The sequence below is a fragment of the Segatella paludivivens DSM 17968 = JCM 13650 genome (genome assembly GCF_000373185.1).
Classification (GTDB): domain Bacteria; phylum Bacteroidota; class Bacteroidia; order Bacteroidales; family Bacteroidaceae; genus Prevotella; species Prevotella paludivivens.
In genome coordinates, this window is sequence record NZ_KB890630.1 from 23,456 (window position 1) to 48,195 (window position 24,740).

A 24,740-nucleotide genomic window follows, 5' to 3' on the forward strand; every position below is an offset into this window, starting at 1 on the left:
TTTCCAAGATGGAAAGTTCTCTTTTTGTTTAAATGCATTCTCATATACAAATTCTACAAAAAGCATTATAATGAAAGTTTTTTTGGTAGTATGACATTATTTAATTACTTTTGCATCGACATAAAGAAATTAATGTCAAGGGGTGCTACCGCTATTGCGGATGCTGAGATCAGACCCATGGAACCTGAAACGGATAATGCCGACGCAGGAACGACAACAAAATCCACGAGTTTATTTCTATAATAGTACCCTATCGCAAACAGACGATAACGTAAGACAAAAATTTAGGTATTAACAAATAAGCTTAATGAAAAAAGATTTAATTATCATTGCAGCTTTGTTAGCCACTGGCGCTACAAAGGCTGAAACAACAGATTCCGTAAAGACGGTAAACCTACAAGATATTGTTGTCAACGGAGTAAGAGCGCAGAAAAACGCTCCCTATGCTGTAGCTAACATTAACCAAGAGAAACTTGAAACATTCTCTAAGACTGGTCAGGAATTACCTTTTCTATTGGCTCAAACACCAGGTGTAATAGGTTGGGGAGAAAACGGATTAGGTACAGGAACAGCTCATCTTCGCATTCGTGGTGCGGCTGATTCCAGAATAAACGTAACTCTTGACGGAGTTCCTTTGAACTCTCCTGAAGACCAGACTGTTTTCTGGGCAAACATGAACAGTTATGCAACGCTTATACGTAGTGCACAGATACAACGTGGTATAGGAACTTCAACAAATGGCGACGGAGCTTTTGGTGGAACAGTATCATTGGCAACACTAGCACCATCGTATACTCCAAGTTTTGAACTAACAGGTTCGTACGGTTCATACAATACATACAACACTGGAGCGAACTTTTCTACAGGACTTATGGGGAAACATCTTATATTTGATGGTGCATACCATGAGACAGCTACAGATGGATACATTCACGGAACAGGCGGACGTTCTGGTTCATATTATGGTGGACTAACATGGATAGGCAACAATTTTCAGATAAGATACAAAAACATTGGTAACTTCGAGAAAACAGGTCAGGCTTGGAATGGAGTCACTGCTGGTGACAACGATATGTCACTCATGGACTACGGTGTGAAGACATATAAAGATATGTACGAAGCTGGCCTTGGCAAATTTAATAATCTTTACGAAGCTCTGAAATATGACGATAAAGGTAATTTTGCAAAAGATGCTAATGGGAACTACATAACTGAAAGATACAAAATGAATGATGGAAGTTATTGGGATAAGACCACGGATAATTATTATCAGAACCATAATATTCTTTCTGCAGTATGGCAACCAAGCGAACATTGGAGTCATAACATTGCTATACACTATACTTACGATTATGGATATTATAAGGAGTTCCGTCCAAATAACAAACTTAAGAAATTTGGACTTCCAAACTTCACTACTTCAGACGGAGAAACTGTAAAGAAGACCGACTTTGTTCGTAAGAAAGGACTAACAGGAAACACTTACGGAGCCATATACAACGTAAACTATAATGATGGAACATGGAATGTAACAGGAGGTGTAAACCTACAGCAGTTCCACGGAAATCATTTTGGTGATATTACCTATATTGCCAACCAAGAGATGGAGAACAAATATTTTTCTAACGGAAAATATAAATATTACGATTCAGATGCTCATAAATATGATTACAGTGGTTTCTTCAAAGCAGACTATCACTTCAATAATTATTGGGATGCTTTCATGGATATACAGTTGCGACTTGTTGAATACAAGACAAATGGTATCAATGACAAGTTTTTAAGCAACAGCGACGGAACATATAGCAACCAAAGACTTGATATTAACGAACATTACAACTTCGTGAATCCAAAGGCTGGTATCACTTATATGAACAATGGCCATAAGGCTTATGCCTCAATTGCATATAGCAACCGTGAGCCTGAGCGTAATAACTTCACAGATAACGGAAGTTATCCTTTCCCTACCCCAGAACGTCTTACTGACATTGAACTAGGATATGAATACACTGGTAACAAATGGTACGCAGGAGTAAACCTGTACTACATGGGTTACAGCAATCAATTTGTACAGACTGGTGCAAAGAGTGACATCGGCGAGAACCTTACAACAAACGTAAAGAGTTCTTATCGCATGGGAGCAGAAATAACAGCTGGTTGGAGTCCTTTGTCATGGTTGACCTTTGAAGGCAACGCCGCACTTAGCAAAAACAAGATCAAGAACTTTGATGAATCTGCAAGTGTAGACTGGGATGATTCATACCGTACAATACACTATGACAACTCTACCCTAGCCTTCTCTCCTTCAACGATATTAAACGGATTTGTGAATATCCACTATCGTGGCGCACAAGCAATATGGCACACTAACTTCGTAAGCAGTCAATATCTTGACAATACACAGAACAGCGACCGTTCACTGCCTTGCTATTCACAAACAGATATTAATCTAAATTATACATTTAAGATTTCAAAGAAAGTGATTGGTATGAAAGAATTAATTATTGGTGCAAACTTCAATAATATCTTCGACCGTCACTATGCTTCAAGTGGATGGGTATACTCATCAATCATAGACTCATACAATCATCCAAATGAAAATCGCTATTATCAAATAGGATTCATTCCTAATGCAGGATTTACCGCTATGGGATATATAACACTAAAATTCTAATGGATTTTATACTCGCACACGGATTAGATATATTTACAACGATACTCGGGCTAGTTTACATCTGGCTTGAGTATCGTGCTAGTATATTACTATGGATAATCGGCATTATCATGCCAGCACTTGACATCTGGCTATACGCAAGTCATGGATTATATGGAGACTCTGGCATGGCTGCTTATTACACAATAGCCGCCATATATGGATATGCAATATGGAAATTCGGCAAGAAGAACGGACAAAAGAAAGGCGAAGTATTACCAATTACTCACATGAGAAAGAAGCTATTCATTCCAGCTACAATCTTCTTTTTCATTGCATGGGGAATAATATATTGGATTCTGAAAAATTATACAGATTCAAACGTGCCTGTGCTTGACGCATTTACAAACGCTATGAGTTTCGTTGGGTTGTGGGCTTTGGCAAGAAAGTATGTAGAACAATGGCTATTCTGGATTTTAGTTGATGCAATCAGCTGTTATCTCTATATTTATAAAGGACTTCCATTCAAAGCAATTCTGTATGGTTTATACGTCTGTATAGCGATAGCAGGATATTATAAATGGAGGAAATCAGCTATTGATGTGAATTTATCAAGAGAACGTAGATAGTTAATACTGTTATAATTCTTAAAATATTATCATAATAACTTGATAAATTGAAAATAATACTATATATTTGCAATTGATATGTAATTATATCAAATACAAATAGAAAATAATTTTTCGCATATATATTACAAGTTTGGCAGAACTCGTGAGAAAGAAGTCAAACACACTTGAGTTAATTTATTTTAGTAAATACCTAGCGCCGGAATCGTGAGATTGCAGCGCTATTTTTTTGTTCATATTGCGTACAATAGATAAAGCAAACTAATCACAGAAAAATCATAGCATAAACGAATTAGAAACAAATATTCTAGTAGATTCTAAGCCATTTATATTTTACGGCAAAAGGTTTGAATATTAATGACAAATAATTACCTTTACATTACTATCCTAATCATTGAAAAATGAAAAAATTAAAAATGTTTGAAAAAACATACATAACATACATAAAACGTATAAATATTTTATAATCAGCAAGTTTACTAATGTATGATAGAGCAACATCATACATGTTTCATACATGAATCATACATGGTTTTTAAACGATTTCTACGATAAAATAGGAAACATAGCTAATCAACATGATCTAAGATCAATTTTTCAAAAACTAATATACATAATTTTATTTATAATATTCACATTATCTACTATCTATAAAACAATTACTTTTGACAAATATGTCAATGAAGTAAACAAGGTTTGGGAGAATTTATCACTCGCAAATCAGAGACGTCTGTTGCCAAACCATGGATTTAAATTAAGAAGAATATCTGTTGGTCAGAAATACAAGTCTATTCTAAATGTATATCCAACCAATCATCATGTTTAAAGGCTTTCAGTATCGGTTTTAAAATAATGTATAGTGTTTCAGGAGGTATAGTCGCAAATGTGTACACTAATTCTCAGGTTATTGTCAGCGCAACAGAAATGAAAACACCTTTTTCGTTACGCTATTGAGTAATAAAGCCCTTATCACTCGGCAAAGCATGTAGGATTACAGAGTAATAAGGGCCTTATTACTCCATTTCATGTATGTTTTTAGACTATCATACATTAGCTAATAAATTGAATAACAAAACGTTATGCAAAAACATGTAGGATATTGGATTATTTTTACTAAAAAAAATATTTTTATGGCAACACGACGAACATTGTAGGCGTCAAAAACTAACAAAAAATCGTCTGAAAACATTTGTTTTCAGACGATTATATAAGTATATAGTATATTACTTTATTCTAACAATACTCAAAGAGTAAGCTGGAATTTCAAGAGAAACAATGCCACCCTCAGGACTCAAAGAATGTTCCATTGGATAAACATTAGTTGGATTATCAATAGAATTTTCATTAGTACCCTTCAAGGAAGACAAAGATATCAACTTAGCTGACTTTGCATTATAATTGCCAAGGTTTATATTTGTTTGGTTGGCTTCAGCTGTTGTATTTACTACCTTTACGATAATATCACCTGTCTTCTCATCATAAGAAGCAGTAGAGAACACTCCCAATGCAGTATTCTGTTGCAGTTTGGTATCGAAAACAAGTTCATTATCCAACCAGCATTTTATACTGTCACCATTCTGCTTGAAAGTAATATCATACCATTTACCGGTCTTGACACTACCACGTTTAGAAGCAAGTTGCATTTTAGAACCATTAACGACCTGTTCAAGTCCATGCTGAGTATTTCCCCAACCACCAAAATTAATCCAACTGTAATTATCCTTATCAACATAATTGAATACAAGGATGAATCCTTCAGCACCACCATCTTTGCGTGCTTTAGCTTTAAGAGTATATTGGTTAGACTTAATATCAGCATTCACAATGTCAAGGCAACCTTCCTTGTCAGAAGTCTGTGATACTATATTACCATCTGATTTCCAATCACCTTTAATTTCAAGCATAGGTTTTGTTGCATCAGCACTAATCTGAGAAGCATTTTCAGAAGAGAAACTGTCGAAACTGAAAGAAGCCTTGGTTCCCCATGTAGCAAATCCAAACTTACTTACTTCAGGAGCAACAGTTCGTGCCATCAATTTTTTAGTATATGGATCATTCATAGTTACATTGAGAACACGAGTACCGACATTATCAGCCATAACCTTCTGAACATAATATGAAGGGGTTCCAAAAACATTGCTTGAATTAAACTGAATCATATCTGGTCGCCACTTCAAATCATTCAAGTTAGCAAAGATAGGAGCATAAGATGCCATTTTAACAACATCAGAATTTTTCTCCATTCCCATCATATATATTGCCTCACCCAAAGCGGCATCAAGAGAACCATTTACTCCAAATCCTTGTGTCACAGCATATTCTCCAACATATATCCCCTGTCCATCACGTGGATAACTATCATATTTATTAAAGTTGTGTGCAAACCAAGCTGGACTGCGATAATAATGCTCATCAACAAGTTCCGCCTTCTCAGGATTATTCCATCTAGGATCATCTGTACCCCATGCAGCAACATCACCAATCAGATGCATTTTAGGATACTTTGCCAAGATTGCTTTCTTGAAAAGTTTGAAACGTTCATAGTATTTATCACTCAGATTCTTTTGATCAGGTTGGTTATTTTCATTTCCAATCTCCAAGTACTCAATATTGAAAGGTTCTGGATGACCATTCTTAGCACGAAGGGCACCATATTTTGATGTAACAGGACCATTCGCATATTCTAAAGCGTTCAAAGCTTCGTCAATCCATGGCTGAATTTTCTTCAACGGTGTAAAACCGCCATGCCAAATACCTATATTTACGACATAAAGAGGCTTAGCACCGAAATCTTCAGCCATCTGCAAATACTCATGAAAACCAAGACCGTCACTTGTGCGATATCCCCAGTTTACATTTTTATGTCCAGTACGTTCTTCAACAGGACCAATAGTACGTTCCCAACGGAAAGCATTTTCAGGACTTTCCTGTCCCTCAACGAAACAACCACCAGGGAAGCGCAAAAACTTAGGATGAAGTGCTAGCAACATAGAAGCTAAGTCTGATCTTAATCCGTTCTCACGATTGTTGAATGTAGGAGGGAACAAACTAACAACATCAAACACAACATTACCTTTGCCTTCTGAAGTTATCCATAAGCGAGAATTAGGCTGATTTTCCTGACAAGTAAATTCAGCATTATATTTCTTCCAGTTACCGGTAACAATATCAGAAATTTCTGTAACGGCAACTACTTTTTTCTCATTACCAAGGCATACCTTCAACTTACCATCAAGGTTACCTTTAGCCCAAAAAGACAGTTTATAAGTGCGTCCTTGAACAGCATTAATTCCCCAATAGCCATCATTGTTAATACCTGAAGCTTTACCATTTCCAGCAAAGTCAACCTCTAAAGCTTGCGCTTGTGCCTTATTCAACAAGCCTGTTTTAACAAGCTTCATTGTAGCTCCGCCAACAGAGTTCCAAGCCACAGCTTCGGAATTACTATCCTCAAAAGAACGGTTCCTGACTAGCTCGGCATACAATCCACCATCTGCTGCATGATTAATATCCTCATAAAAGATTCCATACAGATTAGGAGACATAACAACACCTTTATTGTAAACATCAACATTGATATTTACTTGAGCTGACGATTGCATAGCCATCATCAACATAGCTGAAAATAATAAATTTTTAGTTCTCATGCAAAATAATTGGTTACTAATAGATTTAGTGGCAAATATACACTTTTATTTAATACAAAATACAAATATCACAATGTTTAACACATAAAAAATCTCCAGTCAATATGACTGGAGATATCATTTATATAATTGAAAAATATAAGTACTACTTTAGTCTAAAAGACGTTTCAATAGAACTAAGTTCATCCTTAAAAGCAACATCAACTTTAAGTCGTTTTTCTATCTGAGAACAACTATGAATAACAGTAGAATGATCTCTATTGCCAACGAGTTTACCAATTCTAGAAGCAGGCATCTTAGTATATTTCTGAGCAAGATACATAGACACCTGTCTCGCAACAACAAGGTCACGCTTACGACTCTTACCGTTTACGGCAGAAGTAGTGACATTAAAATGATTACAAACTGTATCCAATATATCATCAACTGTAAGTGGTTTGTCATCAATCTTTACAGCCCTCTTAATGACTCTTTCTGCAAGTTTCATGTCAATATCGCAATTATACACAACACTATATGCAAGAAGAGAATTAATGACACCTTGAAGATCACGAACACTTCCATTTGCTGTTGATGCAATAAAACTAATCACGTCAACAGGAATATGCAATCCGTCACGGCGAATCTTATTGTTTAATATGTCTACACAAAGTTCTACATTCGGTTTTTCCAATTCTGCAATCAGTCCACAAGAGAAACGAGTAAGAAGACGTTCGTTCATACCTTTCAGTTCGACTGGAGGACGGTCACTAGCAAGAATTATTCTCTTACCATTTCTGAACAAATGATTAAATATATGGAAGAATGTATCTTGAGTTTTGGTAGCAGTAGCCCATTCCTGAATATCATCAACAATAAGCATATCAATAGTCTGATAGAAATTGATGAAATCATTAATCGTATTCTGTAACACTGCATTTGTATACTGTACCTGAAAAAGTCTAGCACTGATATAAAGTACACGCTTCTCGGGATACATCTGTTTGCAGTGAACACCAATAGCATTCATCAAGTGAGTCTTTCCACAACCAGAAGGTCCAAAAATAAACATTGGATTAAACTGAGGAGTAGAAGGATGCTCAGCTATTGACATACCCACACTTCTTGGCAACTTATTACTTGAACCTTCAACATAATTCTTAAAAGTAAGATGTGGATTAAGCTGAGAATCAATTTCCTGAGGCATAGCCACGTCAAGAGATGAAGGTGGCTGATTTGCATGATTATATGATTTCTTAGGCTCAGCATCAGCAGGATCTGCCTCGATATCTTGTGTGAGTTTATTTTCTTTATCTGTAACTACCCTATATGCAAGTTGTGCACCTTCACAAAAAGTACGACAAAGAACCGTTCTTAGCAAACCCAAAAAGTTCTCCTCCAGATACTCATACACAAACGGGCTGGGTACCTGTACCAATATAGTCTTTGTATTTTCGTCGAAATTTTCAAGGACTAAAGGCTTGAACCATGTTTCAAACTGCTGAGGCGTGACGTTTTGCTTAACGAGCTCAAGAGCCTTACCCCAACAGTTATTAGGATTTACTTTCATCTATAAAAAATAATAAATTGTATGTCTTTCGACTTATAGCATTATTGCGAGTGCAAATTTAATAAAAGAAAATCATAAAAGCAAATCGTATAATTTAATAATTTTACGAAGCTACGTTATAAATCACTCATTTAGTGCGATTTACGCATTTAACATTAAACTAGCTTAAAGTGACTGTGTTGCAAATTTGCAAAGTGTTGATTTTATGAGCATTACAGCTATTTTTACCATACCGAACACTTTAATAGTGAAACATTGTTGAAATCATAGCTAAACATTAAATATTACACGGCTTCCGGTATCTACCGAAAGCCGTGAAACATCGCTATCTATTATTTAGACTAATTTTAATTAAAGTCAAATTCATATTTATTTATCTTTCTTTCCAAAAACAGAAAAATGAACATATCTCTTTGGATGTTGACGAACATTAATCAATAGAGAATCAGCACTAATCATTGTCCTATTCATATTGTTATAAAGAGCAGGATCATTCATTAGATGCCCAAGAGTGCCATCCTTACTATTAAGCTGATTAGTGAAAGACTTTAAGTTTGCAATTGTTTCATCAACCTGTGCCATAGTTCCGGCAACATCTACAGAAGCAAGATTTGAAGTAAACTTATTTGTATTAGTAAGAATACCATCAGTTTTATGCATTAAGCCAGGAACACTTTTGTTCAAACCTGTAGTTAAAATATTTAATTGCTGCGATGTTGTATTTAGATTATTTGTTATACCCTCAATATTGTGCAATGAATGTGCGATTGCAGGATCAGCCAAAAGGGTGTTGACTCTAGTTAGAATGCTATCTATCTTTGGCAGCATCTTCTCAACAGTAGGAACTAAAGCAGCAACCTTCCCCATTAGGCCAGTGTTCATACCACCAATAATTGTATCCCCAGGATTAATTCGCTCTCGTGGATTATTTGCCAACAGTAGATTCATCTTTACGTTGCCCATTAAATCACTATTAATCTCTGCCGAACTCCCCTTAGGGATTCGCAAATCCTTATTCAAATCTATCTGTACAATAATATTGCCATTATTATCATAATCATAGTTGATATGCTTCACAACTCCGACCTTATATCCGTCAGCATAAATTGGATTAGAAGAAGACAAGCCGCTAATATCCTTAAACGAAACAAAGTAAGTATTATCATCTGAAAAGATGCTCATACCTTTGAGAAAGTTGAGTCCAAAAAATAGCACAAGAATACCAAATACGGCAACAAGTGCAATTTTTATTTCCTTTGTAAATTTCATATTTTATCTTAATCAATTATCTATTTGACTTAAATTCTTTTATGGCAGCATTTACATCCATCTTTACATCGTTTTTAAATGCTATGATGAAAGCACCTGGGAATTTATCTAATATCTGCTTACGTAAACGATATATTTCATTATAGTTTGACGACGCTCCATAAGTATACTTAATCATGCCGTTTTCTGTATATGAACTAATGTCTGTTAGTCCATTAAAATGACCATCATCGTTTTTCAGTTGTCCCTTACTAACAAGAATCTGAATTTTAAATATTGGTTTATCAGAGTCCTTACTATTTTCTTTCTTAACAACCAGTGGTACGCGCTTTACTCTACGAATACGCTTAGTTTCAATCTTTGGTTTATCCTCTCCACTATTTTGATAAGAAGGAGGGACCACCTGAGGTAAATCTACAACAGGATTATCATCATTATCAGGAGCCTTATATGGAACAGATATATCAGTATCATATTTCTGTCTATATTTCATAAACGCGTTGAATATACCTTTTACATACATTGGTACAGCCTCGTCTGAATTCATGAAAGCCTCTTCATCAGGAGATGATATAAATCCTAATTCCAATAGGCAACTAGGCATAGAGGTTAGTCTCAGCACAGCAAGATTATTTTGATGTGAGCCTCCATTTTGACGTCCTGTAGAATTACATACGTACTGTTGTAACATACGTGAAAACTCTACACTTCTAGCACGGTTATGATCAACAATGAATTCATACATTATGTCAGTTTCGGCAGAATTTGTGTCAAAGCCTTTATATACTGTTTTATAATCCTTCTCTAAAAAAATTACAGAGTTCTCACGTTTTGCAACTTCAAGATTCTGCATTATTCCCTTATCTCCAGTATGCTCACCTCGTCCTAATGTGTAACTTTGAAATCCGTGAGCAGTCTTAGAACCATCAACGGCATTAATATGAAACGACATAAACAAGTCGGCATTATTCTTATTCGCAATTCTTGCACGCTCAACAAGTTCAAGGAACACATCTGTCTTACGTGTATATATAACTTTTACATCAGGGCAATTATGTTCTACATAATCACCAAACGCCAAAGCGTATTTCAATGTAAGATCTTTCTCTTTTGAATAAAGACCTGGGGCACCTTGATCGCGACCACCATGTCCAGCATCTATTACAAGTGTAAACTTATGGTTTGCTGCTAGTAGTGTAACAGTAAACAACAACATCGTTATCAGTAAGAATACCTTCTTTTTACTCATATACCAGTATATTCTTCGCAAAAATAATAAAAAATACTTAGAAAACCTAACTTTACGGTTCGGTTTTATCATTTATTAAATGAAGTTCAATCCCAGCTCCATAGCAGTCTGCACCGAAAGGAGGATTAAGCTTGTTAAGTTTTATATCTAATTCAGTTATCAAATTAAACTTTCTGAACAACCTATCAGCAATACGATATGCCACACGCTCAAGAAGCTGACTTGGCACATTCATTTCCTGAGAAACTATATCATAAACAGAAGCATAATTCAACGTATCATCAACTTCATCTGACAAGCAAGCATCAAAGACTGGATAACCAATCCTAAGGCTCACGCTATAATCATTTCCCGTTAACCGTTCCTGCGGCATCACGCCATGAAAGGCATGAAACCGCAGGTCAGTAAGTGTTATGTAACTTTCTTTAATTATCATATATCATCCACATCTACTTGCACCGCAATTAGTACAAATCAGACAACCTTCCTGATAGACCAACGTCTCATGTCCGCAAACAGGACATTTCTGACCATTAGCCTTTGTACCATCAACTATGTATTTTTTCAAAGCGCGCTCTACACCATTTTTCCAAGTGTTGATACTCTCATCTTTTAACTGGAGAGAAGCAACGAGCTTGAGTACATGATCAATAGGCATACGATATCTTAGCACACCTGAAATAAGTTTTGCATAGTTCCAATATTCAGGGTTGAACTTTTCACTCAATCCTTCTACTGTAGTCTTATATCCACGTTTATTTTCAAACTGGAAATCATAACGATGGGAACCATCCTCATTTGTAGACTTTATTATCTTTCCCTTAATGATATTCTTTGGCAATATGATACCTTCTTCATCATCCTGAAGACCAGTAAATATTTCATAAGGATAACCTTTGAGTAGTCCAACGAATGCGACCCATTTTTCTTTATTGTTTTGGAATCTAACTACATCACATTCCAATTCTTTAGGACGAACTTCCGTAACTTCAGGTTGTTCACAAGGATGTTCCTTAGGTTTATCTTCCTGAACATCTGCCCCCTCTGCATGTCCGCTTTCTTTTTTATCCTTCTTAGATACAGAAATCATCACACCTGCACGGCTACCGTCACGATAAATAGTACAGCCTTTGCAACCACTCTTCCAAGCCTCAACATATAATCTGTTAACTAAAGCCTCATCTACATCATTAGGTAGATTTACTGTAACAGAGATGCTATGGTCAACCCATTTCTGTATTGCACCCTGCATCTTGACTTTCATAAGCCAGTCTACATCGTTGGCTGTAGCCTTATAATATGGAGATTTTGCAACAAGTTCATCTATTTCTTCCTGAGAATATTTCTTATCAGTATCATAACCATTCACCTTCATCCATTCTATGAACTTACGATGATAAACTATGTATTCTTCAAAACTATCTCCTACTTCGTCAACAAAGTCTACATGAACATCAGTATCATTAGGATTAACTTTACGACGACGCTTATATACAGGCATGAATACAGGCTCTATACCACTTGTTGTCTGAGTCATCAAAGAAGTTGTTCCTGTTGGAGCTATAGTAAGGCATGCTATATTTCTACGACCATACTTCACCATATCAGCATATAATTCAGGATCAGCATCCTTTATACGATTTATGAAAGGATTTTTCTCCTCACGCTTTGCATCGTAAACTTCAAAGGCTCCACGTTCTTTTGCCATATCAACAGAAGAACGATAAGCATTAATTGCTAATGTTTTATGAACAATAACAGAGAAGTCGGTTGCTTCCTGTGTACCATAACGAAGTCCCATTGCAGCAAGCATATCACCTTCAGCTGTGATACCAACGCCGGTACGTCTTCCCATACCGCTCTTACGCTGTATTTTCTTCCACAAATTATATTCAGAGCCCTTAACTTCATCACTTTGAGGATCATTAGCTATTTTTTTCATTATAAGGTCAATCTTCTCCATTTCAAGATCAACAATGTCATCCATTATTCTCTGCGCAAACTGCACATGTTTCTTGAATTTATCGAAATTGAACTTAGCATTCTTTGTGAATGGATAATCAACATAACTATAAAGATTGATACTTAGCAACCTACATGAATCATAAGGGCACAAAGGAATTTCACCACATGGGTTTGTACTTACTGTACGGAAACCTAAATCGGCATAACAATCAGGAATACTCTCCTTCAATATTGTATCCCAAAACAAGACACCAGGTTCGGCACTTTTCCATGCATTGTGAACTATTTTTTCCCACAACTTACGAGCAGATATTTCTTTTTTAAATTTAGGTGTCTCTGCGTAAATAGGCCATTGCTGCATGTAAGGCTTGTCACTAACGGCAGCCTTCATGAAATCATCATCAAGTTTCACTGAAACATTTGCTCCAGTAACCTTACCTTCTTCCATTTTGGCATCAATAAATGCCTCACTATCAGGATGCTTAATACTTACTGACAGCATAAGAGCACCACGACGACCATCCTGCGCAACCTCACGAGTAGAATTACTGTATCTTTCCATGAATGGAACAAGACCTGTAGATGTAAGTGCTGAATTATTTACGGGGCTACCCTTTGGACGAATATGACTAAGATCATGTCCTACTCCACCACGACGCTTCATTAACTGGACCTGTTCCTCATCAACTCGCATGATTGCACCATAACTATCTGCGTCACCATCAAGACCGATAACAAAACAGTTACTCAGACTTGCCACCTGATGATTATTCCCAATACCAGTCATTGGACTACCAGCAGGAACAATATATCTGAAATGATCAAGAAGTTCAAAAACCTCCTGAGCAGACATCGGATTCTTATACTTATTTTCTATACGGGCGATTTCATTAGATATACGCCAATGCATATCCACAGGACTTTGCTCATAGATTGCACCAAAGCTATCCTTCATCGCATACTTGTTCACCCATACTCTTGCAGCAAGTTCATCACCACCAAAGTACTTCAAGGCTGCCTTAAACGCATCCTCAAAAGAGAAGGTCTTATTGTTTTCCATTATTTGTAAATACAGTAAATTGTAATTGCAAATATAGGATAATATTTTGATATAATGAAATGATTACCATGTTATTTTTTCAAATAAATTTTCCTTTTAGAAAACTTTTGCTTGAAGTAAAAATCAAAAGTTTCACAAAATCAGCAACTTGCAAATTATTTTTAGTAACTTTGCGAAGTTAAAAATAAAACTTATAATATTATGATGTCAATAAGAAATCGAAAAACTATAAGAAAATACTCTGATAAGATTGTCAGCGAAGAACTACTTAACAAGTTACTTGAAGAAGCAGAGCATACGCCTACTATGGGTAATCTACAATTATATAGCGTCATTGTTACACGTAGCAAAGATGGCAAAAAAGCTCTCGCACCTGCTCACTTCAATCAACCTATGGTGACTGAAGCACCAGTTGTACTCACTATATGTGCTGACTTTCGACGTACCAGCACATGGGCTGAGAACAGAAAAGCAGAACCTGGATATGATAATTTTCTATCATTCATGAATGCTTCAACAGATGCGTTACTATACACTCAGTCTTTCTGCAATCTTGCCGAAGAAGAAGGACTTGGAACATGTTATCTTGGCACAACCATCTATATGCCACAAATGATCATAGACACTTTAAAATTACCCAAGCTTGTATTTCCTATTGCTACGATAACATTAGGATGGCCTGATGAGGAGCCAAACATATCAGACAGACTTCCGTTAAGTGCTATTATACACAATGAGCGTTATGAAGACTACACGCCAGAGAAAATAAATGATTATTATACTGAGAAAGAAAATCTTAAAGAGAATATTCAGTTCGTTGAAATAAACAAGAAAGAAACACTTGCACAAATCTTCACGGATATAAGATATACTAAAAAAGACAATCAGGCAATGAGTAAGGGAATGATTGATGCGCTAAAAAAACAAGGTTTCATTTAATAAATATAAACTTTTCAAATTATTCAATACAAATATTAAATAGGTAGTAACATTACAATATGCCCCCCGAAAGTTTTATGACTTTCGGGGGGCACTTTATATTTAGAAATTCATGAAATTATAATTTCATGATCACATTATTCTGCAATTGGTTTATACTTTGGAACAAGTACCTTCATCATTAACCATGCAATAAGATATGCAAAAGCACAAACACCAAACATGATTGCGTAAGCTGTAGATACATCACCATTATTAGTTACACGGTAGTAGTCTTCAAGACGTCCAGCCATTATCTGAACAAAGACACCGCCGAGTCCTCCTGCTGCTGCACCAATACCAGTAACAGAACCAACAGCCTTCTTTGGGAACATATCAGAAACTGTAGTAAATAAATTTGCAGAGAAAGCCTGATGAGCAGCTCCTGCAATACTTATAACAGCGACAGCAGCGATAAGTCCGTTCATTCCATTAAACTTAGCAACAGTCTGAGTGAAGACAAGAAGTAATGGGAAGAATGCTATAATTAATAATGAGGTCATACGCGCTTTATATGTCTGCCATCCCTTGTTGATAAACGACATTGGAAGAGCACCACCATAAACAGAACCGATAATAGCTATACCAAACACAACAAATGTTGAAATCATCACTGTATATTTAGTATCATCTGGAGTCATATTAGAACAGAACTGCTGTTTAATATAAGTAGGCAACCAAAAGAGCAAGAACCACCATATACCATCAGTCATGAACTTACCAAGAACAAAAGACCAAGTCTGGCGATAGCATAACGTTTTATACCATGGAATCTTCTTTGCAGGAACATCATGTTCTGATTCAACTACAGGTTTAACAGATTCATCATCACTATTGATATAATCAAATTCAGCCTGATTGATCTTACCCTTTTTCAGCATATCAGCAGGTGAAGCATATAGCTTGAACCAGAATATCAACCAAATAAAGCCAATAAGACTAGTTATAATGAAAGCCATCTGCCAACCATGAAACAGTCCCATAAAAAGATGATGACCATTAACAGAAGGATTCCATGCAGCAAGAATTGGCGGAATGGCAAGAGCACAAATCATTGCGCCTACATTTGAACCAGAATTAAAGATACCAGTAGCAAGTGCACGTTCCTTTTTTGGGAACCATTCTGCTACAGTCTTAATGGATGCAGGGAAGTTACCAGACTCTCCTGCTCCAAATAAGCCTCGTGCTGCCAACTGAGCACCAAGACTTTTACCAGCAGCAGCACTGAAGAAGCCTGCTATTGACCATAAAATCAAAGAAGCTGCAAGTCCTAGTCGCGTACCAATCTTATCAATTATAAAACCAACTATCAATGTAAAACCTGCATAAAAAGCGGTAAAAACAGAAGTTAGTATTGAATAATCTGTAGATGTCCAACCGAATCCATTAGGATCGCAGAAATAGTCTTTAAGATAGCCTATCACATTACGATCCATGTAATTTACGGTAGTAGAAAACAGCAGTAGACCTGCTATGGTCCAGCGGTACTTTGTCATAGCATTACCATCTGAACCAGAATTTAAGTTGCTCATTTTCGTTGTTATTAGGTATGAAAGATGTTGTCTGTTTTTATTTTAAATCTGGTATTTTAACTATCTGCATATCACCATAGTCAAGATTTTCTCCTGCCATACCCCATATAAAAATATAGTTACTAGTACCTGCTGCGCAATGAATACTCCATTGTGGAGAGATTACAGCTTGTTCATTATTCAACCAAATAGGACGAGTTTCTTGTGGTTCACCCATGATATGACATATTTTCTGACCTTCAGGAACTTGGAAATACAAATATGTCTCCATTCTTCTTAAATGAGTATGTGCTGGCATTGTATTCCAAACGCTGCCTGGTTTCAATTCAGTAAGTCCCATTTGTAACTGACATGTATGAACTCCTGCAACACCATCAATAATAAGTTGATTAATAGTACGGAGGTTACTATCCTCTGCTCTACCGGCATTGATAACCTTAGCTTCCTTCATACTAACTTTCTTTATTGGATAAGCCTGATGAGCTGTAGCCGAATTCATATAGAACTTTGCAGGTTTTGCGGCATCCTTTGATTCAAGAGTGATTTCGTAATCACCACGACCAATGTAAAGAGCCTCCTTAAATTTCAATTCATATTTCTTCTTATCAACAGTAACGATACCATCACCGCCAATATTAATAATACCAAGCTCACGCTGATGAAGAATATGATCAACTTTCAAAGGAGCGATAGCTTCAAGCTTAATCGGGGCATTAACTGGTTCTGCACCTCCGATAAGAAAACGGTCATACATACTATATACCCAGTTAACCTCTCCAGGAGCAAAAACTTTTTCTATTGCAAATTCCTTACGAAGACGCTGTGTATCATAATGCTTAGCATCTTCTGGGTTACTAGCCCATCTTACTTCATAATTTGTCTGTGCCATTCCAAATGTAGCTGTTAGGCATAAAGCCATTGTTAAAAATATCTTTTTCATATTATATTTATTTTTTACTTTCACTCTTCACAATGCGTCTGCGATTAATAAACATCATTACTAGTGTTACAGCGGTCAATAATCCCATACCAACATATCGTAAAGAACTTGTGCATTTATATATAATCCAGCCGAATAAACTTGAAGCAAAGTCTATAGCACCGCCTGAGAAACCGTCTGGAATCTGAGCAGCCTTATCACCTGTTTCTGCAAAAACAGATGCTGCAGCCTTTGTAAACGCAGGAGCCATATCTGTAACAAAATACAAACCAAATATTAATGCCACTAAACCAATAACAAAAGTTTTAGCAACATTACCCTTTGTATAAGGTAATACCATAGGGAACAGATAAAACATTCCTGCCAAAGATGCCAATGGTAGGAACTGATTACCAGGAAGAAATACAGCTAAGATTAAGATTGTTGGTATAAGGAACAATGAAACTACCAATGTAGTAGGATGTCCGATAACCAAAGCTGGACTCATACCTATATATACCTTTTTACCATTAAACTTTTTGTTTACAAGTTCTTTTGTCTTTTCAGAAATAGGCATCAAACCGTCAATAAACAATTTGGTGATACGTGGTATAAGTTCCATAACAGCTCCCATGATAACACCTAGTGACAATACATTCTTTACTATTGTCATAGCAGCATCAGTTGATGTTGTAGTAGCATCTGTCTGTTGCAATTCCTTGACATACCCACTAAAGTCAGCAATATGTCCAGCCTCACCGAAAAGAGCAATCAATCCTCCAACGATAACACCAAGAACCAATGGATCTCCTAGTTCACCAAATTTTTTCTTTAATCCTTCTGCATCAACATCAAGCTTACTGAAACCTGGAATTTTATCCAGTACCTTATTAATTATTATAGCGAAAGGCATAAAGCTTTGACAGAAAGGCTGAGGAATAGAAATACCTTCTAAATCATAATATTTCTGGAATTTTTCTGCTGTAAGATCAGCGCATACAAGAGTTATAATATAGCAAACGATAGCTGCAAAATATCCCCAAAGTAAGCTCTCACCCATAACAAAATAAGCTACTGCACCTATAAATGCAAAATGCCAATAATTCCACAAATCAATATTAACAGTACGTGTAGTCTTTGTGACAAGCATCAAAAAATTAACGCCCAAGCAAATAGGTATAATCAATGCACCAACAGCAGTGTTATAAGCTACAGCAGCTGCGGCAGGCCATCCCATATCAAACACTTTAAGTTGCAGATGATAGAAATCTGATATTGAACTCAAAGGGGTATTAAAATTAGTTGTAAGCAAAGCTGTGACAACTCCTAAGCCAACAAAGCCGACACCAACAAAGAGTCCGGACTTCAAAGCCTTTCCAAAGTTCATTCCAATACACAAGCCGATGATGGTAAAAAGGATAGGCATCATCACACTGGCACCAAAGCTAATGATATAGCTGAAAATCTGTTCCATTTAAATTTTCGATTAATAATTTGTAGTTTCGCTTTCTTTAGGTTTTAAAATCATGGGCGCGTTTTTCACCCATTGCTCGCAAAGTTAACAAAAACTTTTCACATAACGATACAAATTATCAAATAGATTCACTTAAACGTTTACGTTTTAATATTATTTGCGTCAAAAAAAACTGCAAATCCCATTAGGGGTTTGCAGTTTATCATATCATAATTTTAGTCTATCAATCTTGGAAATAAATTCTCTTCACACGATTGCTTATACCTGTAAGCACTTCGTAAGGAATAGTTCCGATAATATCACTCAATACTGTTACAGGCAAATTGTCACCGAAAATTTCGACACTATCACCTTCTTTGCAGTCTATTCCTGTGACATCAATCATTGCCACATCCATACATATATTTCCAACGTAATCAGCCTTTTTGCCGTTAACAAGACAATATCCATTACGATTACTCAAATGTCTGTCCAGTCCATCAGCATATCCTATTGGAATAGCAGCTATAACGCTATCTTTATCAAGTATTGTTTTACGACTGTATCCTACGCTTTCACCTGCAGGAACATTACGCAACTGAAGAATTGTAGTCTTCAATGTGCTTACATTATTTATTATTTCGTTGTTACGTGAATTGATACCGTAAAGTCCCAATCCAAGTCGGCACATATCCATTTGTCTTTCTGGGAAATGCTCTATACCGGCACTGTTATCAATATGGCGAAGTATTTTATGATCAAAAGCACTCTGAAGTTTATGGCTTCCTCTCTCAAACAGTTCAAATTGCTGAGCACTGAATTTATCAAAGTCATCACAGTCAGAACCAACAAAGTGACTGAATACAGAACGTGGGATTATAGCATTCTGATGTTTAAGTCTTTTAATAAGTTCTTCCATATCTGTATCAGGATTGAAGCCTAGGCGATGCATACCTGTATCAAGTTTAATATGTACAGGGAATCCGGTTATACCTTCTTTTTCAGCTGCTTTTACAAGAGCATCAAGTAAACGGAAAGAATAAACTTCTGGCTCGAGATCATAATCAAACATGGTCTTGAAAGCTGTCATCTCCGGATTCATTATCATTATGTTGCTAGTGATTCCGTTCTTGCGAAGAGTCACTCCTTCATCTGCAACTGCAACTGCTAAATAATCAACACGATGATCTTGAAGAGTTTTTGCAATCTCTACACTACCAGCGCCATAAGCATCTGCCTTTATCATGCAAACCAACTTTGTCTCTGGCTTCATAAAAGAACGATACCAGTTCAAGTTATTCACTACTGCATTTAAATTAACCTCTAAAGTTGTCTCGTGTACTTTTTGTACAAGAAGCTCTGTTATCTGGTCGAATCCAAACTGACGGGCACCCTTTACGAGAATAACTTCGTCATGCAAAGACTTGAACACCTCGCTTGCAACAAATTCATCAACAGTTGGGAAAAAGTTCTTTTCACCAACAGTGACAACATCAGCATTAGCAGAAAGTTCAGGACCGATTCCAATAAATTTCACTACTCCACGCTTATTGCACAGTTCACTCACCTCTCTATATAATTCCTTAGCGGCCATGCCACTTTGGTAAATATCACTTAATATCAATGTATGTATACGCCCCTCATGATCAGGACGACGATTCATAAAATCAAGAGCTATATCCAAAGAATTAATATCAGAATTATAACTGTCATTAATAAGAGTACATCCATGCTGTCCTTGCTTAACCTCCAAGCGCATAGCAATTGGCTCAAGCTTCTGCATACGTTCGTCAAGCTTATCTGCCGTTACTCCTATTTTCAATGCTACAGCAGCACAGATAATAGAATTGGTAATAGAAGCATCATCTATAAAAGGCAGAGAATAGCTATTTTCTTCACCATTATATATATATGTAAGAGATGTGGTAGTTTCTTGCTTATCTATTTTCTTAATATACATGGGTGCATGTTTGTCCTTCAGCGACCAACACAGTTTCTCACCCTTAAAGTCATCAAGTTCAGAAACAGCTTTACTTACAATATCATCATCCTCATTATACACAACAGTCTGAGCATCATGAAATAACACTAGCTTTTCATTGCATTTTTCATCTTTAGTTGAGAAGTTCTCTTGATGAGCCTCACCTAAATTAGTCAACACGGCAATAGTTGGTTGTATGATATCACGCAATGCCAACATCTCGCCAGGTTTACTAATACCAGCTTCAAACACACCAACCTGAGTATGTTCATTCATAAGCCAAACACTCAAAGGCACACCTATCTGCGAATTATAACTACGCGGACTGCGAGTAACAAACATATCCTCGCCAAGTAGTTGGTTAAGCCATTCCTTAACCATGGTTTTTCCATTACTTCCTGTAATACCAACAATAGGAATATTAAATTCGTCACGATGTCTTTCGGCTAGACGCTGCAATGCCTCAAGCACATTAATGACTTTCAGGAAATTCGCATCCTTATATTCTGTATCATAATTTACAGGAACATCTGCGACAACAAAGTTCTTAACTCCACGTCTATAAAGTTCTTGAATATAGTTATGACCATCATTTCGCTCAGATTTAAGGGCAAAGAATAACGTTTCCTCTGGGAAACAAAGAGAGCGACTATCTGTAAGGATAAATCCTATATTTGCATCACTCTCGCCAAAACGACGCGCACCTATCAGTGTGGTTACTTTTTCAATAGAATATGTCATCGTATGATTTTTATATTTTAATTGCAAAATTACCGCAAACAAATGAAATAACAAAATAAAATTCTTTTTTATTTATTATTTTCATCCACTGATAAGTTATAACGTCATAATATCAACGATTTATCATTTTGCAAAAGCCTTCATTATCTCTGTTGGACGATGATTATCAAATGCTCCAAGCGGATATTGACCCTCAAGTTCAGGTGCCCAATAGAACACTCCATGGCAATGTCCTCCGCAATCATTTTTAGCTGCATTTATAAGAGCTTTCATTATAACATATCCCTCCTTTTGATGTTTTGCTTCTGCACCTGTCTCGACAATCATGGTTTCCTTTCCATATTTTTCATACAAATGCTTTATATTGGCTGTACAATCCCGAACTGTACCCTTCCAATCACTCTCTAATTTTGCAATTACATCCCAATAAGGATAAACACTTAGCCCTATCATATCATAATGTGTACCATATTTTTTCAATCCATCAAAGATAAAATCATATCGTTTTTGGTCACATCCTCCATCAATATGTATTATAACTTGAGCATTTGGATATATTTTTTTTACTGACTGATAACCAACTTCTGTGAAACCAGCATATTTTTCCATATTATCACTTGCACGTCCCATAGGCCAAAGAAAACCGTTTGTAGTTTCATTTCCAACTTGAACCCATTTCACGTCAATACCATTTTTTTTCAGAAGTGACAAAACATCTTCTGTATGTTCAGCGAGAGCATTTTTCATTTCATCATAGCTCATATATTGCCATGCAGCTGGAATGTGCTGTTTGCCTGGATCTGCCCACCAATCACTATAATGAAAATCTATCATAATAGCCATATCATAGTATTTGGCACGTTTTGCCATTTTCAAAACATCTTCTGCACCAGACCATCCACCACGAGGATTCACCCATACGCGGAGTCTAACAGCATTCAATCCCAATTCTTTCATCAGAGCTGTATTTTCCCTTATCTCACCCTTAGTGTTATAAAGTTTTTCTCCATTACTTTCCAACTGGGTTGTTCCACTTATATCTGCTCCCAACCAAAAAGTATTTTTATCCTGAGCATTAGCATTACCAATGCTGATAACCGTAAAAAGAAAGGCTATTAGTAATTTTCTCATCATAAAATTATTTATTTTCATATTCATCAAGTTTACGAGTCATCTCGTCACGTCCATATTGATATATCTTCTTTGCTTGTGAGAAGTCAAAAAGTCCGAATTTATCCATCGGCAACTCTACTAAAATGTCAGGTGGATTTAATTGTAATGCTAACTTGCAATTTGCCTGTATTGACATGTGAACAACTCTTACCGCCATATTCATATAATTTCCAGACAGGTCAGGTTTTAAAAAAAACAACATTGAACGCAATAGACGCATTGCTTTATTATTATCTTTTTTCTTTTTCACATAAGCATCAAAAGGTGTGTTGTCAGGACCATTCACATTAATGGCGATAAGTTTATCACCCGATTTTCTATCGACCCTGTTTAGTGGCAATATATTGTGTACACTTCCGTCGACATAAATATGATTATCACCATCGCACATTGGCTTAAAGAAACATGGTACAGAAACAGAAGCACGGATAGCGGTTTTCAAAAATCCATTTCTAAAAACCTTTTCTTCACCGCTTACCACATCAGAGGCACAACAGCAAAACTTTATATTTAGATCTTCAATTTTCGTATTACCAACAATTGAATTTATAATTTCCATAAGTCGCTTGCCACTTGCCACATGGTCAAGTCCCAACGAAATATCCATAATAGAAAGCATCTGCTTCTTGTCTATTCCTAATATAATATCTTTCAATTCTTTCAGTTTTCCACCAGCATACATACCTCCGACAAGTGCGCCCATCGATGTTCCGGCAACAGATGTTATATTATATCCTCGTTCCTCCAAAACTTCTATTCCTCCTATGTGCGCAATTCCACGAGCTCCTCCTCCACCAAGAACAAGAGCCACATCCTTTGATTTGCGCATAAACGGAAACCAACCTTTTATCGCTTCAAGTATATTCATATTCTATAATTTATTCTCGTGATCGCCACAAAGATAATTATTTTTCGTTATTATCAACAACTTATCCAAGAAAAAACATTGCAACTCCTACTACAGATATACAAGCACCCGTTATTTCTTTCCAAGTAATATGCTGATGAAACATATATCGCGACGGTATCAATATAATAATCGGAGTAAGTGCCATAAGTGTACTTGCTATTCCAGCCGCTGTATATTGAACCGCCATAAGAGAAAATGCCACACCAACGAAGGGACCAAATATTGTTGTTGCTATAACTGCAACCATTATTTTGCCATCACGAAAACTATTACGGAACTTTCCAAAACTTTTATTGAATATCATCAATACAGTAAATCCACCCAAACCGGCAAGACATCTGAAGAAATTTGCACAGAATGGCAACATCCACGGAGTACTTATCGCCACATCATGCGGCATACTTGCCTGATAACTATCAAGTCCGACTTTACTTATTACTAATCCAATTCCTTGACACACAGCAGCAACAGCAGCATAAAACACCCCATTGGCTGGCAACTTTAAAGAAAGAATATGATTGTCTCCGCGTCCTAGTATGGATATTGATATTCCAGCTAAAGTTACAAACATAGCCAAGATACTTATCATCTGTAACTTCTGACCTAGCAATATCCATGCTGTAATAGCTGCCGAAAGCGGGGCCAATGTCATAAACAACTGTCCAAAACGCGAGCCAATAATTGTGTAGCATTTCATCAAACAATAGTCACACATCACAAAACCAACAAAGCCGGATAGAGCCATCCAGCAATAAGCCTCAGTAGATCCTTCAGCCGGCAATGGCTTACCAAATACAACAAGAAACATAACAACTGAAAAAGCAAGAGCAAATACCATTCTCAACATGTTGAGAGTGATACTTCCCAAGCGCTTACTTGCATACTCACTAAGGATTGCCGTTATTGTCCACGAGAAGGCTACGCCCAAAGATATTAACTCACCAAAATATTGCATGCTGCAAAGTTACGTTTTTTTGACAGCATATTGAAAGGTTCACACAAGAAAAAATCCCAAGAAATTATTCTCGGGAT

At 36.4% G+C, this 24,740-nt stretch carries 16 protein-coding genes and 1 riboswitch; of the genes, 3 read left to right on the top strand and 13 right to left on the bottom strand.

The window, feature by feature from the left end:
* Positions 1-128 precede the first annotated feature (128 nt).
* Positions 129-228, top strand: a riboswitch (TPP riboswitch).
* A 79-nt stretch (positions 229-307) separates the two neighbouring features.
* Both B045_RS0102790 and pnuC read left to right on the top strand, forming a co-directional pair.
* Complete coding sequence (locus B045_RS0102790) at positions 308-2,674, top strand: TonB-dependent receptor (protein ID WP_018462750.1); 2,367 nt, start codon at positions 308-310, stop codon at positions 2,672-2,674.
* A complete protein-coding gene (pnuC, locus tag B045_RS0102795) occupies positions 2,674-3,282 on the top strand; it encodes a nicotinamide riboside transporter PnuC (RefSeq protein WP_018462751.1) in 609 nt (202 codons plus the stop codon). Before B045_RS0102790 ends, pnuC begins: the two co-directional genes overlap by 1 nt.
* A gap of 1,223 nt (positions 3,283-4,505) precedes the next feature.
* On the opposite strand, the gene B045_RS0102800 is transcribed toward pnuC, so the two are convergent.
* The 6 genes from B045_RS0102800 to B045_RS0102825 form a co-directional block, all read right to left on the bottom strand.
* Positions 4,506-6,929: an alpha-L-arabinofuranosidase C-terminal domain-containing protein gene (locus B045_RS0102800; protein WP_025883790.1), complete on the bottom strand. Its 2,424-nt coding sequence runs from the start codon at positions 6,927-6,929 to the stop codon at positions 4,506-4,508.
* 145 nt (positions 6,930-7,074) lie between these two features.
* A complete protein-coding gene (gene dnaA, locus B045_RS0102805) occupies positions 7,075-8,478 on the bottom strand; it encodes a chromosomal replication initiator protein DnaA (protein WP_018462753.1) in 1,404 nt (467 codons plus the stop codon).
* 369 nt (positions 8,479-8,847) lie between these two features.
* Positions 8,848-9,747, bottom strand: coding sequence for an MlaD family protein (locus B045_RS0102810; RefSeq protein ID WP_018462754.1), 900 nt, complete (start codon positions 9,745-9,747; stop codon positions 8,848-8,850).
* A 16-nt stretch (positions 9,748-9,763) separates the two neighbouring features.
* Complete coding sequence (locus tag B045_RS0102815) at positions 9,764-10,996, bottom strand: N-acetylmuramoyl-L-alanine amidase family protein (protein WP_018462755.1); 1,233 nt, start codon at positions 10,994-10,996, stop codon at positions 9,764-9,766.
* Positions 10,997-11,048: 52 nt separating this feature from the next.
* Positions 11,049-11,432 carry a dihydroneopterin aldolase gene (gene folB, locus B045_RS0102820; protein ID WP_018462756.1) on the bottom strand — a complete coding sequence of 128 codons (384 nt, stop codon included), beginning with the start codon at positions 11,430-11,432 and terminating at the stop codon, positions 11,049-11,051.
* Positions 11,433-11,435: 3 nt separating this feature from the next.
* Positions 11,436-14,021, bottom strand: a complete 2,586-nt coding sequence (locus B045_RS0102825) for an adenosylcobalamin-dependent ribonucleoside-diphosphate reductase (RefSeq protein WP_018462757.1) — start codon at positions 14,019-14,021, stop codon at positions 11,436-11,438.
* A gap of 201 nt (positions 14,022-14,222) precedes the next feature.
* Between B045_RS0102825 and B045_RS0102830 the strand changes: the two genes are divergently transcribed.
* Positions 14,223-14,960, top strand: coding sequence for a nitroreductase family protein (locus tag B045_RS0102830; protein ID WP_018462758.1), 738 nt, complete (start codon positions 14,223-14,225; stop codon positions 14,958-14,960).
* A 137-nt stretch (positions 14,961-15,097) separates the two neighbouring features.
* Here B045_RS0102830 and B045_RS0102835 read toward each other — a convergent pair whose 3' ends face one another.
* From B045_RS0102835 to B045_RS0102865, 7 genes are all read right to left on the bottom strand, one after another.
* On the bottom strand, positions 15,098-16,531 hold the full coding sequence (locus tag B045_RS0102835) for an MFS transporter (RefSeq protein WP_018462759.1): 1,434 nt from the start codon (positions 16,529-16,531) through the stop codon (positions 15,098-15,100).
* Between the two features lie 37 nt (positions 16,532-16,568).
* Entirely contained in the window at positions 16,569-17,471 is a 903-nt protein-coding gene (kduI, locus tag B045_RS0102840) for a 5-dehydro-4-deoxy-D-glucuronate isomerase (RefSeq protein WP_025883786.1), read from the bottom strand.
* A 7-nt stretch (positions 17,472-17,478) separates the two neighbouring features.
* Complete coding sequence (locus B045_RS0102845; RefSeq protein WP_018462761.1) at positions 17,479-18,924, bottom strand: PTS galactitol transporter subunit IIC; 1,446 nt, start codon at positions 18,922-18,924, stop codon at positions 17,479-17,481.
* Positions 18,925-19,147: 223 nt separating this feature from the next.
* On the bottom strand, positions 19,148-21,625 hold the full coding sequence (locus B045_RS0102850; protein ID WP_018462762.1) for a bifunctional UDP-N-acetylmuramoyl-tripeptide:D-alanyl-D-alanine ligase/alanine racemase: 2,478 nt from the start codon (positions 21,623-21,625) through the stop codon (positions 19,148-19,150).
* A 123-nt stretch (positions 21,626-21,748) separates the two neighbouring features.
* The gene (locus B045_RS0102855; protein ID WP_238312121.1) at positions 21,749-22,759 is read right to left on the bottom strand and encodes a glycosyl hydrolase 53 family protein; all 1,011 of its coding nucleotides are present in this window, start codon (positions 22,757-22,759) and stop codon (positions 21,749-21,751) included.
* A gap of 4 nt (positions 22,760-22,763) precedes the next feature.
* Positions 22,764-23,666: a patatin-like phospholipase family protein gene (locus B045_RS0102860; protein ID WP_018462764.1), complete on the bottom strand. Its 903-nt coding sequence runs from the start codon at positions 23,664-23,666 to the stop codon at positions 22,764-22,766.
* Between the two features lie 61 nt (positions 23,667-23,727).
* The gene (locus tag B045_RS0102865; protein WP_018462765.1) at positions 23,728-24,663 is read right to left on the bottom strand and encodes a DMT family transporter; all 936 of its coding nucleotides are present in this window, start codon (positions 24,661-24,663) and stop codon (positions 23,728-23,730) included.
* Between the last annotated feature and the right edge of the window lie 77 nt (positions 24,664-24,740).

Excerpts from the sequence above, each read along its gene's own strand:
- B045_RS0102790 (WP_018462750.1), top strand. The coding sequence starts at position 308 with ATGAAAAAAGATTTAATTATCATTGCAGCTTTGTTAGCCACTGGCGCT.
- pnuC (WP_018462751.1), top strand. The coding sequence starts at position 2,674 with ATGGATTTTATACTCGCACACGGATTAGATATATTTACAACGATACTC.
- B045_RS0102800 (WP_025883790.1), bottom strand. The coding sequence starts at position 6,929 with ATGAGAACTAAAAATTTATTATTTTCAGCTATGTTGATGATGGCTATG.
- dnaA (WP_018462753.1), bottom strand. The coding sequence starts at position 8,478 with ATGAAAGTAAATCCTAATAACTGTTGGGGTAAGGCTCTTGAGCTCGTT.
- B045_RS0102810 (WP_018462754.1), bottom strand. The coding sequence starts at position 9,747 with ATGAAATTTACAAAGGAAATAAAAATTGCACTTGTTGCCGTATTTGGT.
- B045_RS0102815 (WP_018462755.1), bottom strand. The coding sequence starts at position 10,996 with ATGAGTAAAAAGAAGGTATTCTTACTGATAACGATGTTGTTGTTTACT.
- folB (WP_018462756.1), bottom strand. The coding sequence starts at position 11,432 with ATGATAATTAAAGAAAGTTACATAACACTTACTGACCTGCGGTTTCAT.
- B045_RS0102825 (WP_018462757.1), bottom strand. The coding sequence starts at position 14,021 with ATGGAAAACAATAAGACCTTCTCTTTTGAGGATGCGTTTAAGGCAGCC.
- B045_RS0102830 (WP_018462758.1), top strand. The coding sequence starts at position 14,223 with ATGATGTCAATAAGAAATCGAAAAACTATAAGAAAATACTCTGATAAG.
- B045_RS0102835 (WP_018462759.1), bottom strand. The coding sequence starts at position 16,531 with ATGAGCAACTTAAATTCTGGTTCAGATGGTAATGCTATGACAAAGTAC.
- kduI (WP_025883786.1), bottom strand. The coding sequence starts at position 17,471 with ATGAAAAAGATATTTTTAACAATGGCTTTATGCCTAACAGCTACATTT.
- B045_RS0102845 (WP_018462761.1), bottom strand. The coding sequence starts at position 18,924 with ATGGAACAGATTTTCAGCTATATCATTAGCTTTGGTGCCAGTGTGATG.
- B045_RS0102850 (WP_018462762.1), bottom strand. The coding sequence starts at position 21,625 with ATGACATATTCTATTGAAAAAGTAACCACACTGATAGGTGCGCGTCGT.
- B045_RS0102855 (WP_238312121.1), bottom strand. The coding sequence starts at position 22,759 with ATGATGAGAAAATTACTAATAGCCTTTCTTTTTACGGTTATCAGCATT.
- B045_RS0102860 (WP_018462764.1), bottom strand. The coding sequence starts at position 23,666 with ATGAATATACTTGAAGCGATAAAAGGTTGGTTTCCGTTTATGCGCAAA.
- B045_RS0102865 (WP_018462765.1), bottom strand. The coding sequence starts at position 24,663 with ATGCAATATTTTGGTGAGTTAATATCTTTGGGCGTAGCCTTCTCGTGG.